At 40.8% G+C, this 17,413-nt stretch carries 17 protein-coding genes; 10 read left to right on the top strand and 7 right to left on the bottom strand.

Annotated features, from left to right (window positions below; translation table 11 throughout):
* Positions 1–69: 69 nt before the first annotated feature.
* Positions 70–717 carry an MOSC domain-containing protein gene (locus ACR65F_RS07790; protein WP_440503928.1) on the bottom strand — a complete coding sequence of 216 codons (648 nt, stop codon included), beginning with the start codon at positions 715–717 and terminating at the stop codon, positions 70–72.
* 176 nt (positions 718–893) lie between these two features.
* On the opposite strand from ACR65F_RS07790, the gene ACR65F_RS07785 reads away from it, so the two are divergent.
* The 3 genes from ACR65F_RS07785 to ACR65F_RS07775 all read left to right on the top strand — a co-directional run bounded on the left by ACR65F_RS07785 (position 894) and on the right by ACR65F_RS07775 (position 4,687).
* The gene (locus ACR65F_RS07785; protein WP_039042998.1) at positions 894–1,538 is read left to right on the top strand and encodes an HAD family hydrolase; all 645 of its coding nucleotides are present in this window, start codon (positions 894–896) and stop codon (positions 1,536–1,538) included.
* Between the two features lie 149 nt (positions 1,539–1,687).
* The gene (locus ACR65F_RS07780; RefSeq protein WP_440503927.1) at positions 1,688–3,376 is read left to right on the top strand and encodes a DUF2207 domain-containing protein; all 1,689 of its coding nucleotides are present in this window, start codon (positions 1,688–1,690) and stop codon (positions 3,374–3,376) included.
* 129 nt (positions 3,377–3,505) lie between these two features.
* Positions 3,506–4,687, top strand: coding sequence for an MFS transporter (locus ACR65F_RS07775; protein WP_039042005.1), 1,182 nt, complete (start codon positions 3,506–3,508; stop codon positions 4,685–4,687).
* Positions 4,688–4,711: 24 nt separating this feature from the next.
* Here ACR65F_RS07775 and ACR65F_RS07770 read toward each other — a convergent pair whose 3' ends face one another.
* Positions 4,712–6,307 carry an aspartate:alanine exchanger family transporter gene (locus ACR65F_RS07770; protein ID WP_440503925.1) on the bottom strand — a complete coding sequence of 532 codons (1,596 nt, stop codon included), beginning with the start codon at positions 6,305–6,307 and terminating at the stop codon, positions 4,712–4,714.
* Positions 6,308–6,504: 197 nt separating this feature from the next.
* On the opposite strand from ACR65F_RS07770, the gene ACR65F_RS07765 reads away from it, so the two are divergent.
* The 3 genes from ACR65F_RS07765 (at position 6,505) to ACR65F_RS07755 (ending at position 8,726) form a co-directional block, all read left to right on the top strand.
* Positions 6,505–6,822 carry a hypothetical protein gene (locus ACR65F_RS07765; protein WP_440503924.1) on the top strand — a complete coding sequence of 106 codons (318 nt, stop codon included), beginning with the start codon at positions 6,505–6,507 and terminating at the stop codon, positions 6,820–6,822.
* 97 nt (positions 6,823–6,919) lie between these two features.
* Positions 6,920–7,651, top strand: coding sequence for a MerR family transcriptional regulator (locus ACR65F_RS07760; RefSeq protein WP_440503923.1), 732 nt, complete (start codon positions 6,920–6,922; stop codon positions 7,649–7,651).
* 109 nt (positions 7,652–7,760) lie between these two features.
* Positions 7,761–8,726 carry a S66 family peptidase gene (locus ACR65F_RS07755; protein ID WP_440503922.1) on the top strand — a complete coding sequence of 322 codons (966 nt, stop codon included), beginning with the start codon at positions 7,761–7,763 and terminating at the stop codon, positions 8,724–8,726.
* A 108-nt stretch (positions 8,727–8,834) separates the two neighbouring features.
* Here ACR65F_RS07755 and ACR65F_RS07750 read toward each other — a convergent pair whose 3' ends face one another.
* Positions 8,835–9,746, bottom strand: a complete 912-nt coding sequence (locus ACR65F_RS07750) for an NAD(P)/FAD-dependent oxidoreductase (RefSeq protein ID WP_440503921.1) — start codon at positions 9,744–9,746, stop codon at positions 8,835–8,837.
* A gap of 238 nt (positions 9,747–9,984) precedes the next feature.
* On the opposite strand from ACR65F_RS07750, the gene ACR65F_RS07745 reads away from it, so the two are divergent.
* Complete coding sequence (locus ACR65F_RS07745) at positions 9,985–10,170, top strand: hypothetical protein (protein WP_440503920.1); 186 nt, start codon at positions 9,985–9,987, stop codon at positions 10,168–10,170.
* 193 nt (positions 10,171–10,363) lie between these two features.
* Here the strand turns inward: ACR65F_RS07745 and ACR65F_RS07740 are convergent, their stop codons facing one another.
* Positions 10,364–10,975, bottom strand: a complete 612-nt coding sequence (locus ACR65F_RS07740) for a YczE/YyaS/YitT family protein (RefSeq protein ID WP_440503919.1) — start codon at positions 10,973–10,975, stop codon at positions 10,364–10,366.
* A 2-nt stretch (positions 10,976–10,977) separates the two neighbouring features.
* Positions 10,978–11,673, bottom strand: coding sequence for a YjjG family noncanonical pyrimidine nucleotidase (locus tag ACR65F_RS07735; protein ID WP_440503918.1), 696 nt, complete (start codon positions 11,671–11,673; stop codon positions 10,978–10,980).
* A gap of 77 nt (positions 11,674–11,750) precedes the next feature.
* On the opposite strand from ACR65F_RS07735, the gene yeiL reads away from it, so the two are divergent.
* Complete coding sequence (yeiL, locus tag ACR65F_RS07730) at positions 11,751–12,422, top strand: transcriptional regulator YeiL (RefSeq protein WP_440503917.1); 672 nt, start codon at positions 11,751–11,753, stop codon at positions 12,420–12,422.
* Positions 12,423–12,911: 489 nt separating this feature from the next.
* Here yeiL and ACR65F_RS07725 read toward each other — a convergent pair whose 3' ends face one another.
* Positions 12,912–13,058 carry an aspartyl-phosphate phosphatase Spo0E family protein gene (locus tag ACR65F_RS07725; RefSeq protein ID WP_082003288.1) on the bottom strand — a complete coding sequence of 49 codons (147 nt, stop codon included), beginning with the start codon at positions 13,056–13,058 and terminating at the stop codon, positions 12,912–12,914.
* Between the two features lie 760 nt (positions 13,059–13,818).
* Here ACR65F_RS07725 and ACR65F_RS07720 point away from each other — a divergent pair.
* Together ACR65F_RS07720 and ACR65F_RS07715 are read left to right on the top strand one after the other, a co-directional pair.
* Positions 13,819–15,288, top strand: a complete 1,470-nt coding sequence (locus ACR65F_RS07720) for an FAD-binding oxidoreductase (protein ID WP_440503916.1) — start codon at positions 13,819–13,821, stop codon at positions 15,286–15,288.
* 11 nt (positions 15,289–15,299) lie between these two features.
* The gene (locus ACR65F_RS07715; protein ID WP_440503914.1) at positions 15,300–15,830 is read left to right on the top strand and encodes a hypothetical protein; all 531 of its coding nucleotides are present in this window, start codon (positions 15,300–15,302) and stop codon (positions 15,828–15,830) included.
* Positions 15,831–15,944: 114 nt separating this feature from the next.
* Here the strand turns inward: ACR65F_RS07715 and ACR65F_RS07710 are convergent, their stop codons facing one another.
* Complete coding sequence (locus ACR65F_RS07710) at positions 15,945–17,300, bottom strand: uracil-xanthine permease family protein (protein ID WP_039042014.1); 1,356 nt, start codon at positions 17,298–17,300, stop codon at positions 15,945–15,947.
* Positions 17,301–17,413 lie beyond the last annotated feature (113 nt).

Here is a 17,413-nt window from a genome sequence, read left to right as displayed (position 1 = left end):
TAAGTGATTCGAGTATACAACAGTACAAATTTTCTGGCAACCTCACAATCTACTTATAGTTTTTTGATATTAGGTGTTCGCAAGCGCTATTTCTAAACGTTTGCCGAACTTATCACGCCAATCGTCAGCGAGTGCTTCTATCGCTAACACACGACGGATTCCTTCGATATCTTTAGGATTATGGAAGTACGTTGTATTGGCTTCAAGTACTGTGACTCCATGTGAATCTTTTTTGTGTAACGTTATCTGGTCATCCGACCGAACCATTCCTTCTTTTAGAACGCGACATAAGTAGCCTGTAAATCCGGTTTGGATCATGTTTTTCATCATAGGATATCCAAGGCGCTGGTCAATTGTGTTGCATGGAATTCTGCCTTGGGTCACTTGTATGACAGCGTCTCCAAGTGTAAAGATATCACCTATACAAATTTCAGATTCGGTCATGCCGGATGCTGTGATATTTTCTCCGAATGCTGCGGGTGGAAGTACACATTCAAACTCATCATTCCACTTTGAATAGTGTTCATGAGGATACATACAAACTGCACGATCGAGTCCACCGTGGTGTTTTTTATCAGCCACGTCGTCGCCTTTGAAACCATCAACAGACAAAAATGCTTCTTGAATTGTTTCCTTACAAATGCCGGTCACGAGTTCTTTTCCTTTTGACGTACTAATTTGCTTAGGTAAACTCGTAGATAGTGCCACTAATTGCATGTATTCTCCTCTTTTCTATTCATTAGATTATGCAATAAGTATAGCAAATAAGACAAGAGTTAACGACAGTATTCTGATAACAAGGTGAATTCCAGAGAATTGGTCGACCAAATGCGTCTTTGCCCCTATAATGGGTACAGGAGAACTAGAACGTATTTTGGAAATGGGGAACAGGTGTGAAGAAGGCGGTAATATTCGATTTTGATGGGACGATTATTGATACAGAATCAGCATGGTTTGATATTTATCAGGAAATCTTGAAGGAGCAGCATGGATTCAACTTGACGTTAGAGGAATTCGTGAAAGTGGTAGGTTCAACGGATGGAGCCTTATTCGACTTTATTGACCAGTCGCTCGATGTGCCAATGGATCGTACTGTTTTCCATGATCAGGTCAATACCCGGTTTGAAACGATTCGGGAACAATTGGCTTTACGGGAAGGGTTTTTAGAGACTGTAAAACAACTAAAAGAACGAGGGATCTTGCTGGCTGTTGCGAGTAGTTCAAATCGAAATTGGATCGAAGGGTTTCTCACGAAATATGGCTTGCTGGAGTATTTCCCGATTATCGTTTCAGCAGATGACGTGGATGAAGTGAAACCAAATCCAGCTATTTACGAAGTGGCATTGGAACGACTTGGTGTTACACCAGATGAGGCAATTGCTGTGGAAGATTCCTATAACGGATCGATTGCAGCAATAAGCGCAGGCGTGCATTGCTTAATCATCCCGAATGATGTGACGCGTTCGTTATCGTTCCACGAAAAGGGACAACTGATTGAGTCGTTTTCTGATTTTGACTATCGTTTACTAGAGCAGTAAATAGGTAATTCGAGAGCGTTCTATCCAAAAATGGATGGAACGCTTTTATATGGGCGGATTTAGGGGAAGAGACATATAGGCGGTCTAATATTTCGAACTTTGAAACTATAATTGTGGACATTCGTAATAGAAAGAAGGGAGTGATGGACGTGAAAAAAACATTGTTAAGTGTTGTGATGTTGGTATTGTTGATAGTTTTTCCGATTCCGGCATTTGCAGAAGATTTTACAATCAAAGATTTTAAAATTGATGCACAACTCGAAACGGATGGAAATGTGCAGGTGAAGGAACGGTTAACGTATGAATTCGACGGTTCTTTCAATGGAATCACCCGTGACCTTTATCCGAAAGAAGGTAGCAAAATCAGTGATCTTCATGCTGAAGAGAATGGGAAATCTCTGAAAATCGAAGGGAATGATGGCAGCTATAAAATACACAGGAAAGCAAAAGATGAGACTGTCGCTATTGAATTAACCTACACGATTGTAGAAGGTGTAGAAAAATACTCTGACATGGCACAATTTTACTGGCCGTTTTTTGACGACCGAAACGAAACTGACTTTGGAAATGTAATGATTACTATTCGCCCGCCTGAAGTGACGAATGATGTAATTGCGATGGGCTATGATGCTGCACGTGGATTAGAAAAGACGGATGAAGAGGGAACGGTTGTATTTAACCTTGGAGAAATATCAGCTGGGACGAATGCAGATGTCCGCATTGGTGTTGACGAGGCGCTATTCCCCGGGTCTCTACAAACAAGTGACCAAAAAATACGTCCCGAATTGGAAAAAGAGCAAGCATCATTAGCAGCTGCTCAAGCGCGTTATGACAAGATGCATAAGTTGTCAGGGCAGGTGGCTCCATTCATATTTGGAAGTGCAGTACTGCTGTTGCTTCTTATAGGCGTATATGTCATGCGAACAGAAAACAAACGCCGCGAGAAAGCAGCTTTGGATTATCCAGAAGCCTACTTTGTTCCAGAAGAGATTATGAGCTTGCCTTCAACACTTAGATACACGGTATTGCATGTGGAAAGTACACAAATTCAAACAACCGCATTATTAGATCTGCTTAGAAAAGGATACATTGAAAGAGATGGAGAAGATGCATTTCGTGTAATCAGTCGTGATACGGAGTATGAGCACGAACGATTGCTCATTGAATGGTTATTCGATGGTTTTGGTAATGGAGAAACATTTTCCTATAGTGATTTGGATGTATTGGAAGGAGACAAACTATCAGTTCAACAGGAAGTCAATAAATATAATACATTGCAAAGTGCCTGGGAGAAGTCTATTAAAGAGGAAATAGATGAAAATCATTTGAAGGGCGGCGGTAAAGGAGTCCGTGTCTTATCCGTAATAGCAGGATTTTTACTGATCGCACCTATGATTGCATTTGGAATCTATGATCAACCGATGTGGTTATTGTTTTTGATATTCCCAAGTCTCATTCTTGTACTATTTGGATTTTTGTACGCTCCACAAACAGTCAAAGGGCATGGAATCCAATATCAGTGGGAGGCTTTTAGAAAGCGATTGCCTGAGGTGACAGAAGCAGATTTGAATGATCAACTCGATGACGAGCAAAAGCGTGCAGTGATTTTTGGAATAGGTACGAAAACACTTAATGAAAATAAATTGTTTGAATCACATTCAGTATACGATCGAGGGTTTGTTCCGCCAATTATGTACTACTTCCCAATCGGTACGCTTGCATATACGCAATTGAACCGGGCGGATAGTGCAGTTGCTGCATCGAGCTCGTCTTCGTCATCAGTCTCTGGTGGCGGGGGAGGAGTTGGAGGCGGAGGTGGCGGTGCTGGAGCCTTTTAATCCTTGATGACAAAAGTTAGTCACAACCAGTGCAATCCTTAATACAATTAGCTAGGTAACCTACCAGAACCGTGATAAGATGAGGAAATATATTATTTTGGTTCGATACTGGCTGTAGGAGCGTATAATATGAAAAAAACATCCCTAACTTTATGGTTGTTGCTAACCAATTTGCTCATTGCCTTTTTAGGCATAGGTCTCGTGATTCCCGTCATGCCGACGTTAATGAATGAATTACATCTATCCGGAAAAGTAGTCGGCTACTTAGTCGCTTTCTTTGCGGTTGCACAGCTTATTGCCTCTCCGTTATCGGGGCGTTGGGTAGATTCAATTGGGCGGAAGAAAATGATTGTCATTGGATTGCTCATGTTTAGTGCATCAGAACTGCTATTTGCTGTCGGTCAAACGCTATCTGTTTTGTTTGCATCCCGAATTGTCGGTGGAGTTAGTGCAGCTTTCATCATGCCAGCGGTCACAGCATTCATCGCGGATATCACCACAAACGATACTCGGGCGAAAGCGCTTGGGTATATGTCCGCAGCAATTTCCACTGGATTTATCCTTGGACCAGGAGTGGGTGGGTTCCTTGCGACACTTGGTACCCGAGTTCCGTTTTTCTTCGCAGCAGGTCTAGCGCTATTTGCAGCTATCTTCTCGCTGATTATGTTACGCGAACCTGAGCGTCAATATGAGGAAACGATGAATACGAAAAAACCAGGATTTACACGGGTTTTTGCACCCATATACTTCATCGTTTTCCTCCTGATTTTTGTCTTGTCATTCGGACTGGCATCGTTCGAATCCATATTTAGCTTGTTTGTCGATCACAAATTTGGATTCACACCTGCAGACATTGCCATCGTTATTACAGGAAGTGGAATTGTCGGGGCAATCGCACAAGTCGTACTGTTCGATCGACTCGCAAAACGGATGGGCGAAAAGAAGCTGATTTACCTGTGTTTAGTTTTATCCGCTGTTTTAGTTGCAATGATGACAGTAGTGAATTCTTACTTTGCGGTTTTAGCAGTTACGATTGTCGTGTTTGTCGGATTTGATTTGATCCGTCCAGCGGCGACTTCCTACTTATCTAAAATTGCAGGGAACGAGCAAGGATTTGTCGGGGGCATGAACTCCATGTTTACGAGCATTGGGAATATGATTGGCCCAATCGTTGGGGGCATGTTGTTTGATATTGACCTCGACTATCCGTTTTACTTCGCGACGATTGTACTTATCGGAGGAGCTATACTCGCATTCGTTTGGATGCGTAGACCCGACGTAACAAAAGACCCTATACACCAGCCGTTGTAATCGGCTGATGTACAGGGTCTTTTTCTATAAGAAGAACACAATCAATTGGGATGCTATCGCAACTAGGATTAGCGCAAATGGATAAGCAGCTGCGTACGCTATCGCTGGATCTTCTGAGTCGATTAGTTGGTTCAAGGCACCAAGTGCAGGTGTACTTGTCATGCCACCTGAAAGTCCGCCAAGTGAGTGGACGACACTTAGTTTTAACAGTTTGCGCGCAGCGAAATAGCCGGCGAAAATAGGGATCAGTGTTATCAGAACCCCACCAAAGATGAGCTTCACGCCTTCAGTCTGGATTACTTCTACAATACCGGCACCTGCTGTCGTTCCGGCTCCGGCTAGGAATAGCACCAGACCGAGTTCACGGATTACATGATTGGAAGGACCATAATAGCGAACGTGGATAGGTCCAAGCTTACCGAAATGCCCGATGATCAGAGCGACAAAAAGTGGACCTCCTGCGGTTCCTAGCTTAATGGTACCAAGACCTGGTATTGGTATGGGAACCATACCAAGCAATACGCCAAGCAACAACGTCACACTGATTGAAAAGATATCCAAATTCGTGATGGCGAGTTTTTTGCGGTTGAAAAGTTCCTCGACTTCATCAAGTCGCAGCTCCGTACTGACAATCGTTAAGACATCCCCGCGGATCAGCGGCAAATTTGGATTTTGCGTAAGTTCAATTCCCTCACGTGTAATGCGGGTGACAGTCGTTCCGTGATCTTTTCGTAATCTAAGGTCTTTCAGCGTTTTCCCCATTACTTCATCTGAATCGACGGTCACTTTTCGGAGGTGGACATTATCGGGATTCTCTAAATCTGTGTCGACAGGCTTCCCAACATATGCGATTAGTCCATCGAGCTTCGTCTCATTACCTACGACAACTAAATTGTCTCCGTTCAGTAATATCGTATCACCTAGAGCAATCATCGTATGACCATCACGGATGACCCGGCTGACGACGGCGTCATAGGGAGCGAAATTCAACTCGCTTAAACTACTTTTGTGAAGCATCGGGTTCGTCACTTCAAGTGTTGTGAGTACGGGAGAACCTACTGTCCGGATCGGGTTCGCGGTCTCTTCCAAGTCTTTTTGTAAGTCCACTTTGCCGATACGGGGCAACAACTGGACAAACAAGACAACGGCTAGAACACCGAATGGATAGGCAATACCATAACCAACCGACGCTAGTGGATCATGAGTTGCCTGCAAGGCAGCGGCTAAACCAGGTGTACTTGTAAGGGCACCGGTCATGAGTCCAACACTGAGCGCCGGGTCCAGGTTGAGCCCTTTTGCAACTAAAATCGTCGTTACAACAGCAAAAAGGATGATTAGTAACGACAAAATCCCGAAAATCAGGCCACTTGATCGCAGCATGCGGAAAAACTTCGGACCTGCCTGCAATCCGATACCGACTATGAAAAGACTCAATCCGAGGTTTTGGATCACTGGCGAAATGGCAAAGCCGAAATGTCCAAATACCATTGCAACTAGCAAAACTCCTGCTGCACCTAAGTTAAGACCCTTAATGGACAATGAGCCGAACCAGGAGCCCAGAAATAAGATAACGAATAATAAAATCAGTGGTTCGTCGAGTAACGAGCGCAGTAATTCCATCCAATTCACCTCTATGAAACAATCTACCCCAAGTATACTGTAATGAACCAGCTGAGTGCAGTGACAAGTCCTGAAATTCCCATTGCTCTGAAAGATAGTGAATCTGTGGATCGGGATGAAAAGGTTAGTCATCTTATACAATAGGGAAAGAACGAAATGAGGAAGTACACTAGCTACGTATGGAAAGGAGTTTTCACGTGGGAATATTATTAATCATTTTCATCGCTCTCGGTGCTGCGGGGGTGCTCCTTCAAGGGTTGATGTATACGAAGCAATTCAACTTGAATTTAGGAATTCGTGTCATGAATACTGTACTCGGACTACTCATTGCATACATAACATTCACTTCGTTTCCAGAAGGGGAAACTATAAGAAAGTTAATCGCGGCAGCACTGGGAATTAGCGCTGTAGGTGGTTTGGCAATTAGTTTTGTAAAACGAGAGGCACTCGGAGGTAGAGTACTTCTCACCCTCTCCGTATTAGTCGGACTCGGCTTTTTGTATGCTGGAATATGAATCGGAACAGATAGGCTACTTCTAAAAATAAGCAGTCTCTTTTTTCTTGTTGACTCTTACGTTACGTCAGCCTTTACACTGAAAGTATGAAAGGAGGATGGGTATGAAAGTGAAAGAACTAGCAGCATTATCAGGCGTGAGTGTCCGAACGCTGCATCACTATGATGAACTAGGATTATTGAAACCCGCAGAAACGACTGAAGCCGGATATCGGGTTTACTCTGACGAAAATCTTGCTGAGCTCCAACAGATTCTGTTTTACAGAGCACTTGGTTTTTCGTTGAAACAAATCAAAGAAATACTGTCTAATCCATCATTTAATCGACTTGAAGCATTGGTTAGTCAGCGACAGATGCTTCATCAGAAGCGTGAGCAACTCGATGACATGATCCGGACGATTGAACAAACCATAAAAGAAGGAAAGGGTGAAGTGACGATGACACGCGAAGAACGATTTAAAGGATTCGACTTCAGTGAAAATCCTTATGAACAGGAAGCGAGAGACCGCTGGGGAGATGAAGCTGTGGACGAAACGAACAAGAAGTTGCAACAGTTCGGTGGGAAACAGCAGGAAAAAATGAATGCGATCTACCGACGTCTTGCTGAAGTGCGACATTTCCAACCTGACTCTGAGGAAGCCCAAAAAGCAATTGGTGAATGGTATCAGTTTTTGAACACGATTGGTACGTATTCAATAGAAGCATTCGCAGGACTTGGGGAGATGTATGTTGCCGACGAACGGTTCACAACGAACATCGATAAGTTTGGGATAGGGCTCGCGAGCTTCATGCGCGATGCGATGAAAGAATATGCACAACATAATAACTAGTACTGAACAGGCATCCTTCAAAGGGTGCCTGTTTTAGTTTGACCTCGTTTAGTCATTGTTCTATGATTAATCAAAACAGTTTGACACTAGATGGAAAGGTTGTGAGCCAATGAACGTTCCTGTTAAATTACAAATCGGTGATGAGATTCGTATTGTCGCGCCGAGTCGTAGTGGTGCGATATTATCAGAAGATGGAGTGAAGAGCGCAACAGAACGTTTGGAAGCACTTGGATTCAAAGTCACGTTCGGTACGTATGCATTTGAGTCGGATCTTCAACACTCCGCATCGATTGAACACCGAATCGAGGATGTCCATGAAGCGTTCAGAGATCCTGCTGTCAAAGGCATTCTGACGGTCATTGGCGGATTTAATAGTAATGAGTTGCTACCGTTTCTGGATTACGAATTGATTGGGAACAACCCTAAAGTATTTTGTGGATATAGTGACATTACCGCAATTGCGTCAGCGATCACGGCCAAAACAGGGATGATCACGTATTCAGGACCTCATTTCTCAAGCTTTTCGATGGATATTGGCCGAGAATGGCAGACGGAGTTCTTCAAAAAGTGTCTCATGCAAGAGGAACATTTTGCGATCACACCATCTGAACAATGGAGTGATGATTCATGGTACATGGATCAGGAAAATCGAACCTTTGAACCAACAGAATGGAAGGTTTATAACGAAGGAACGGCCGAGGGCCAAATCTTTGGTGCAAATTTATGTACGTTGAACCTACTGCAAGGAACGGAGTATATGCCTGATTTGGGCGATTCTATTTTATTCCTAGAAGACGATGAAATGACGATACCCGAAACGTTTGCACGGGATTTGGCTTCGCTGCTACAAGTAGCAGGTGAAATACGTGGACTGGTGATAGGTCGGTTTCAGCGCAGCTCCAAGGTCACTGATGAACAAATCCAATATATTCTAGACAAACACCCGATGCTTCAAAACATACCTGTTCTCTATGACGTCGATTTCGGTCATACCCAACCGATGTTCACGTTCCCGATTGGTGGAGAAGCAATATTAAATAGTGCGGATTGTTCAATCGAATTGACAAAGTTCTAACGTGACAAACAATCTCTCAAACTGGCACTGCTTCATGCAGTGTCTTTTTGCAATACGTTCTCTAAAGTGAAAGTTTTTTGTATTAAGCACTTTTATAAGATATGTATGCTAGTTTGTTTGATCAAATAATTCGTTCGTTAGGTCTCCGTTAATGCCAATTGCCGCGGCACTTCCACTGCCTGCTGCTACAATAAGCTGTGCAGGGACGATATTTGCCGCATCACCAGCGGCGTATACGTTCCATACATTTGTGCGTCCATATTCGTCCGTTTGGATTCCTCCGTATCCGTTCAATTTGCAGCCGAGGATTTCGGCAAAATGGTTAGGGTGCGACCACAGGGGAGTAACGAAACCATATGATCGGTCAATCAGCGTGCCGTCTTCTAGACGTACGCGTTCAAGTTGACCGTTTGTGCCTTCAAGCCCGGAAAGAATATCTTCCACAACTTTTATACCACGTGTTTCCAGACGCTCCCTTTCGTGTAGTTCGAGTCGTCCTTCTCCGTTAGTGAACACAATGAGATCACGACTCCATGTGAAAACCTCTTTTGCAAGCTTATAGACATTTTTGTCCGCAATGACGGCGAGAGGCTGATCGCGAACTTCCCAGCCGTCACAGTATGGGCAGCTAAACAAGCTTGTCCCATAAAATCGTTCAATGCCAGGTACATTTGGCTGCTCATCTTTTAATCCTGTCGCCAGCAAGATTTTAGTGGTTTTATACACGTTGCTGGATTCTGTGGTTACTTCGTAATTTGTTTCTGAAATACGTTCAATAGAGAGTGCCTTTTCAGGTTTGACTTGAATGGAAGGGTAAGCTCCCAATTCTTCCAATGCAAGCTGCCGAAATTTTGCCGGTTGGATTCCATCACGTGTTAAAAACCCGTGCGATTCCCGTACGACATGATTACGGGGTTCATTACTATCAATTAAAATGACATTTCTACGTGCTCTCCCGAGAACGAGTGCGGCGTTTAATCCTGCCGGTCCCCCACCGATGATAATGCAATCATAGTTCATCTTTTTTGCTCATCCTTTCTTCATACATTCACTTTACCCATGTCTACTGTGATTAAGCTTAAAGAACGAATTAATGTTAGGTGTTTTCCGAACAATCCTGGATGTTTCTTGCACTTATCAATTTACGAGAATACTAACAGAACACTTAAGGGAGTATAGAAACTGACTGTCCGCAAGTGCTATGTTTATTTTTTGTGTAAAGTTCTATACTTTTGGGCAAAGATAGGACGAAAAATGGGTGCATAATATAATCGAAATAGGAGAGGAAATTATAAGTGATTTTGAACTTCTACCTAAAGGTTCCGGTAAAAGGTTTGGATTATTTGAAACTGAAAGTAATAATATCTATGAAGCTGAATATATTGCTAACAATAGTAAAAGTGAAGTAGTGTATACACTTAAACCTGGCGAGCAATCCCACTAAGTAAATAGCATCTATCTTCAACTTTAGGGGGAGTTGAATTAATAAGGACTTGGCTGCAAAAGTGCAAGATGGTTTAACTGGAGTATTACAATAACAGATTTATTACTAAGGATATAGTTTGATAAAAATAACCTCTTTGGATTCTTATCCGTAAGAGGTTATTTTTAGTTATGCTTTTTATTGAGTTTTGGTTTCAGCTAATAACTTTAAATTTCAATTGTGTATAAGAAATAATGCCGGACAATAAGAAGAAACTAATAAGCGTTCCTTCTCGAATATTGATGGGTAAATTGTATAGTAGTGATAATGATATTGATAGAATAATGGAGAATAGATCGACACAATATCTGTATTGAGAAAAAGAGTGTTTAGTTAAGTCAGCCATTCGTAAACATAAACTTTCAATAGGGAAAGGAATGATGTTTAATGATAAAATAATGCCAGTTGCGCCACCGGCTAGTATCGTACCGAAAATAAAAAGTCCGATTCTTATTAAATAATTTTCTACGTGGAACGTACCGAAAATAGTATAGAGGAAAAAATTAATAACCATTCCAAAGGACAAGATGGAAATGAACATCAAAGCGAATTTTCTAAGATCCTTTTTTTTACATAGGCAGATATAACCGATTAGAAAAATTAGATTAGCTATGAATGTCATTGATCCAACTTTGATGGAGGTCCATTCAGAGATGGATAAATTCATCGCATTAAAACTGCTTACTCCAACATCAGCTTTTAATGTAAGACTTATGCCAATAGCACTTATAATATAGAGTAGAATCGATTGAAATACTTTTTTCATGATTATTCCTCTAATAAGTCCATTATTTGCATTAAATTTGTTATCGTATATGTGCTCTTAGGTGAACCTGATTTAGGAATGCTTCTCTTTGGGTTAAACCATACACAGTCAATTCCGGCATTGATTGCTCCTTTAATATCCGATGTTACTCGATCACCTATCATTAAAAATTCTTCTTTACGGCTTGAATTCAGGGCATCAAAAATATAGTGAAAGAAATCGGGATTCGGTTTTTCATAGCCAATTTCTTCGGAGATAAAAAGTTGCTCAAAATATCCTTGTAGCTTAGCATCTTCTAATCTTTTTCTTTGGGTCGTACCTACACCGTTTGTTCCAATATATAAGTTATAATCTCGCTTACTTAAAGCATTTAATAATTCATGTGCATGGGTAACAGTCTTATGTCCTTGGTTTAAATGCTCACGGTATATAGCTTCAACTTTTGCTCCGTTCTCATCTATTCGAAATTCCTTCAAAAAAAGTAAAAAACGCGTTGTTAATACTTCTTCACGGGAAATCAAGCCGTCCTCTAATTGATGCCATAATCCATCATTTATACGCTTATAACATGCAATGGTATGTTTGTTATAGGGCATCTTGTATAGCGAAATAATTTGTTTTAAAGCCTTTTCTTCTGAATCTTGAAAATCAAGTATCGTATCATCTAGGTCAAAAATAATATGTTTGTATTTGTTCATTCTTATCCACCTCTTGATAGTAATATATCGATAGTAAGAATATAATAATAGGAGATATCTCATATTGAGGTGATAAAATGGAGAAAATTAATTTGAAGGATTACGCCGAAAACTTCGAAGATGCATATAATGATATTCAAGAAACTTTTCCGAAAGAAGTTTTACCTCAAGCTATTATTTGTAAGTTTTCATCTAATGAATATATAGTGCGCTTTGATGAAGATATTCAGTACTTATTTTTTTTATTGGATGGGCGAGCAAAGATATATATAGTACACGAAAATGGAAAACGTGCACTGATTCAGTTTCTTAAGAAAGATGATTTTATTGGTGACTTATCCTTGATTGAGGTGGAAAAAAACTTAAAAGATGTTGTTGCTATAAATGAGTGCACTTGCTTAGCTATTCCATTGGCTTCATCGAGAGAGCACCTGTTAAATGACAAACTTTTTCTATATAATTTATCAAGATATTTAGGTGACAAATTACTAAAAAGAACGGATCATTACACAGCTATGCAGGATTATGAATTCAAAAATCGATTGGCGAGATATATTCTTCAAATAGAAAACGATGGATTCTTTCAAGAGAAGCATACTGAAACAGCAGAATACGTAGGGGTAAGCTACCGACATTTATTATATACACTTAACCAATTCCATGAAGAAGGTCTATTGGAAAAAAGGGGAAGAAAATATTTTATCATTAATAAAGAAAAGTTAGAGAGATTGAGTTCGAAAAGGGATTAATATCCCATGAAGTTTGACAATAAAGGGGCAGTCCGTGGTGCACTGTTTTCGTCGGAGCTAGACTAATCGATGGGCTCAGAGGTACTTAGGTGGAACAATTTTCTTCGCCAGCCATGAAATGATATCGACATAGAGACCGATTTTCATTCTCTGTGGAGAACCGCTGATTTTTGTACTTCATGGATGACTAATGGGTGTTTTACAATAAAATCGGTATTCCAAAAAGTGGAACTTGTGGAGTAAGCACATTTTGAGGATCGTGCCTATCCAAAACCTTGCTTTCTAAAAGCTATTTTAGTTATGGGACTAAGAAAGATACTCCTGAATCTGTGAATTTTAAAGGAGCAACATTTCCTGGGCTATCGAGTTGAATCGAGGTCTTTAAACAATCATAAAGTTCGAGGGAATATGAAAAACAGTTCCAAGAAACTGGAACTGTCTTTTTTTGTTTGGATATCATTATTAATACCGATGTTTCAAATTCTATAGTTATGAACAAATTCCCTGCACTCTGTTCAATAAGATATCCAGTTCATGACTGCATTCGACAACGCTTGGATGTGTGAATCCTAAGTGTTCTGCTTTTTTATACATTACTTTTCTTTTTACTTTAATTCTCAACAACAGTAAGTTCATTTTGCCCGCCTTAAACATTTCTACGCCCCCGTAATATAGATTACGCTTCAAATCATGTAGCAATATTCTTGTAAGTATAGAAGCAACTTGTTCATCATATATAACGCAGAATGAAAAGTATGTCGTATTGTGGTTGGATTCTAAAATGCTTCTAAAATGTGACGGTATTGTGTACGGTGTTTCAATATTCGGTCAACTAAAACACTACTAACTGACATTTATTTCACTCCATCGCTATTTCACGCTTGCATCTTCATGAAATATCGAAGTTCAATAATGTAAACTCGTCTTTATAAGAGTATTAAAAATACAAAATTATCATGACCATTGAAAATAATTTAATCCTATTTGATAAGAAAACCGGAGACACCTGGAAAATATTCGTTAACTCTAGCGAGGGATCAATAGGTAGGAGAAAACAGAAGTCTCAAACAAATGAAAAGAAATAATGGAGTTATTAATTTATCAGAAATCGGAGATGTATAGACAGTCTAAAGGTTTATCCTATCCTGTTTTTCGCATATGACATCTGCTGTGTTCAAAGATTTGTGAGAATGAGTACTTAAACAGATGGGAGCGGGTGTAGATGCTGAGATTTTTGTTAGAACATAATAAACCAAAGAAGGACACCGATACTTTATTGTAGAGGTGTCCTTTTTGGGGCAGTAGAAATTTAAATATAAGAATCTTTTTTATTGCTGCATTGTATAATGAAATCAAAACTATTCAAATCTACAATACGATAATTAAAGGGGTTATTATGCAAATCATGACGGAACTACTTAAAAAACCATGGTTTCTGGGGAGTCTAGTTGTTATTTTTGTGGTTGTCGTTTTATGGAACATCCCGATAGAGAAAAGGAAATATGGACTCTCTCAAGGTAGTTTAGAAACAGATTATACTGGGCTTCTTCCTCAACACGTTGAACGAGTCGTTAAGGCTGAAAACCGTGATGATATGCAAAGGATTGTCAAAGAAGCAAACCGGAATGGACAGAAGATCTCGGTTGCCGGATTACAGCATTCGCAAGGTGGCCATACCTATTACAAAGATGGTGTCGTTCTGGATATGCGCACTTTTAACAAGATATTAGAAATTGATGAACGGAAAAAGACCATTCGTGTAGAAGCAGGAGCCTCGTGGGAAGATGTCCAAGAGGCCATACAGCCTCATGGGTTAGCCTTGAAAGTAACTCAATCCCAATCTATTTTTACAATAGGCGGTTCCCTTTCAGTTAATGCGCACGGGCGGGATATCCGTTTTGGTTCGATGGCGGAAACCGTAAAAGAAATGACGTTATTAACCCCTTCAGGAGAGATCAAGAACATAACTCGGGATGACCCAGATGAATGGATGAAGTACGTATTTGGCGGGTATGGATTGTTCGATGTGATTTTAGACGTGACATTGGAATTAACGGAAAATGACGTATACACCATTCATACAGAAAATCTTAAAACAGATCAGTATGAGTCCTATATTAACGAGTTATTGAACCATCGAAATACAGCGATGCACTATGCCAGAGTAAGTGTAGCGCCTAGTACCTTCTTAGACGATATGGTTGTCGTCAATTACGATTACACAGAAAAACAGGATCATAAAACGGTGCTCAAAAAAGAACAAGGTGTTCAACTAAGTAAGCTAGCACTTGATGTAGGGCGCCAAGGCGGGGATTTGGAAGATTTGTTTTGGGGAACACAAAAGCGATATATTGGTTCTCTCGATGGAAAAGAAATTACCCGGAACAATGTAATGCGCTCGGAATCCACATTTATGGAATATACGAAGCCAGGGCGGATAGAAGTGTTGCAAGAGTTTTTTGTTCCAGTTCATGCCTATAAGGACTACATAAATGATTTAAAGCAGGTGATCCCAGCAAACGACAGAAATGATGATTTTAAAGTCCATAATATTACAGTTCGCTATGCGGCTAAAGAAGACTTCACGACATTGAATTATGCCAAAGAGGATATGTTAGGTTTGGTTGTATTGATTCAGCATGGACTAAAGGAAGAGGAGATTGCCAACGCTACATCACTCATCCAGAGTTGGACCAACTTAACCCTCGAACACGGAGGAACCTATTACCTGCCTTACTATCGCTATCAAACGAAGGAACAATTTAGGAGTTCTTACCCTGGATGGGAAGAATTCGAGGAGGAAAAATTACGAAAAGATCCAAATAACGTTTTCCAAAATATGTTTTATGAGTATTACGTGAAGTGAAGGAGCACAGCATGAGTCATAAAATTGCACGGTATCTACCGCTTGTTGTTACGGTGGGGCAGGTAGTTATTTTCCCATATTATATAATTTGGCTGAAGCAAGTATCTTTGACGTTTACATTATTTGCATGGTTTTTTGCGTCGTTTTCTTTTGCAGCCGCATGGGGTTACCGCATCTATCAGACAAAAAAGAATAAGGATCACTCTTATCTATTTATTATTTATGCTGGCATGGGAAGTGTGTACATACTTATTGGCTGTATCAAGAATTCGTATGAATTCCTTCCCTATGTTGTGCTTCCATTGCAAGTCGTCCTTGGCGTGTTGCAAGGGTACTTCCGTGCTTGGCATTCTGATCAGGACACATACCATTTACACGCGGTTCATCACTATTTGATTGTCGGCTTCATGATGATCGGGTTTAGCTTTCTTAAAATAATTTCCCCAGTTGTCTTTATTACTATTTTTGGTCTCTTGTTGTTGATTTGTGGCTTTTGGGAATTTATTAGAAGAGGAAAGTTGAACGTCCCTAAAAAAGTCTAGAAGCATGTTGCTCCTCCTGACACAAACAGTAATCACTCATAAATACACGGAAAAGACCGCTAATGAGTTGCTGATTAGCGGTCTTTTGATATGGAAAGATTGCACATGGATTTTCTAATTTGTCTCTTTTACCTGGTCGGTTTGCGTTTGTTTTTGTCCTAAGTTTTTATCCACAGGAATAACTAAGTTCAGAATCACTGTCGCAAGTGCACCTACTGAAATCCCTGAAGAGAGAAGGTAATTTGCCCAGTTTGGAACGGTCGCTAGCACTTCTTTAGGAAGCACTGTAACTGCAATCGTTAGTAAAATCGGAACACCGATGACAATCATATTGCGGTCGTCGATAATAATCGGTTGAATGATTTTCATACCATTCGTGACAATCGCCACACACACAATACCGAAAATCCCGTTAATGACGGATTCCGGGATGCAAATAATGATTGCAGACAATTTGGGGATGAACCCAAGTAAAACAAGGATGAAACCGCTCGCCATGATGACCATACGGCTTCCAACTCCCGTAATGGCAAGGAGTCCTGCGTTTGATGAATACCCAGTGAGTGGTGTACTTCCGAAAAGAGAACCGACGAAACAGCCTAGTCCTTCACCGAACGATGCACGGTTCAAACGCTTTTCATCCAGCTCTTCCTCAGTAATGGTCGATACAACAAACCACGTTCCAGTCGTTTCAAGTAGGATGATCAAGTACACAAGCATCATCGTGAGGATGGCTCCCATATCGAATACAGGCTTTCCGAATGGCAGTAATGTCGGAAGAGAGAACCAAGCAGCGTCTTTTACAGGTGAGAAGTCAATTGGATAAAAGAAACTTGCAGCGATCGAACCCGCAACAATTGCGAGGATGACTGAGACGAGTCGGAAGAATGATCCGAATCGTGGCAATCTTTTACCGAGAACCATACATGTTACAAGGACACCAGCTGAAATCGAAGCGATTGCTACGTTTTGACCGATGGTACCTTCTGCAAAGTAAATATTGTTCAAACCAACAGGCATTAACGCGATACCGACGATGATGATGACTGTTCCTCCAACGATTGGTGGGACAATTTTACGGACGGTTTTTGCGAAAACTTTCAAAGGATAGCCAAGGAGTGCAATCATGATGGCTCCAGGAATGAGACTTCCTGCAATTGCACCAAGTCCGAGCTTACCGCCAATTGCGGCAATTGCACCAATTGGTACATAGGAAGGCCCTTGAACAACTGGAAGTTTTAAGCCAAATCCAGTTTGAATGAGTGTAGCAAGTCCAGTTGCAAGGAAACACATTTGAACGAAGAACGAAGTATTTTCAGTACTTAACGATAGTAAGCCCGCTACGATGATGGGCGCTATGTACAAATCCATTGCGAGTACGTGCTGTAATCCGAGTGCAATTGCTTTCGGATAACTAACTTTCTCATCAACACCGATGAGTAGACCGTCTGGGCGTTTCTTGGACAACATGAACACTCCTTAGTTCGTTTTGTTGAGGTATAGATTGGAGTATAAAGAAAGAAATTCGATTTGTACAGTCAAATTACGAACATTTTTATATTTTTTTGTCTGTTGGTTCGCAT

Source organism: Sporosarcina sp. SAFN-010 (assembly GCF_059415065.1).
The sequence above is the reverse complement of the archived record's forward strand: the minus strand, read 5'-3'. Positions and strand labels throughout refer to the sequence as shown.

What these genes read in the sequence shown, in the direction of transcription:
- ACR65F_RS07790 (WP_440503928.1), bottom strand. Translation starts at nt 717, where the DNA reads ATGCAATTAGTGGCACTATCTACGAGTTTACCTAAGCAAATTAGTACG.
- ACR65F_RS07775 (WP_039042005.1), top strand. Translation starts at nt 3,506, where the DNA reads ATGAAAAAAACATCCCTAACTTTATGGTTGTTGCTAACCAATTTGCTC.
- ACR65F_RS07770 (WP_440503925.1), bottom strand. Translation starts at nt 6,307, where the DNA reads ATGGAATTACTGCGCTCGTTACTCGACGAACCACTGATTTTATTATTC.
- ACR65F_RS07760 (WP_440503923.1), top strand. Translation starts at nt 6,920, where the DNA reads ATGGGTATGAAAGTGAAAGAACTAGCAGCATTATCAGGCGTGAGTGTC.
- ACR65F_RS07755 (WP_440503922.1), top strand. Translation starts at nt 7,761, where the DNA reads ATGAACGTTCCTGTTAAATTACAAATCGGTGATGAGATTCGTATTGTC.
- ACR65F_RS07750 (WP_440503921.1), bottom strand. Translation starts at nt 9,746, where the DNA reads ATGAACTATGATTGCATTATCATCGGTGGGGGACCGGCAGGATTAAAC.
- ACR65F_RS07740 (WP_440503919.1), bottom strand. Translation starts at nt 10,975, where the DNA reads ATGAAAAAAGTATTTCAATCGATTCTACTCTATATTATAAGTGCTATT.
- ACR65F_RS07735 (WP_440503918.1), bottom strand. Translation starts at nt 11,673, where the DNA reads ATGAACAAATACAAACATATTATTTTTGACCTAGATGATACGATACTT.
- yeiL (WP_440503917.1), top strand. Translation starts at nt 11,751, where the DNA reads ATGGAGAAAATTAATTTGAAGGATTACGCCGAAAACTTCGAAGATGCA.
- ACR65F_RS07725 (WP_082003288.1), bottom strand. Translation starts at nt 13,058, where the DNA reads ATGAACTTACTGTTGTTGAGAATTAAAGTAAAAAGAAAAGTAATGTAT.
- ACR65F_RS07720 (WP_440503916.1), top strand. Translation starts at nt 13,819, where the DNA reads ATGCAAATCATGACGGAACTACTTAAAAAACCATGGTTTCTGGGGAGT.
- ACR65F_RS07715 (WP_440503914.1), top strand. Translation starts at nt 15,300, where the DNA reads ATGAGTCATAAAATTGCACGGTATCTACCGCTTGTTGTTACGGTGGGG.
- ACR65F_RS07710 (WP_039042014.1), bottom strand. Translation starts at nt 17,300, where the DNA reads ATGTTGTCCAAGAAACGCCCAGACGGTCTACTCATCGGTGTTGATGAG.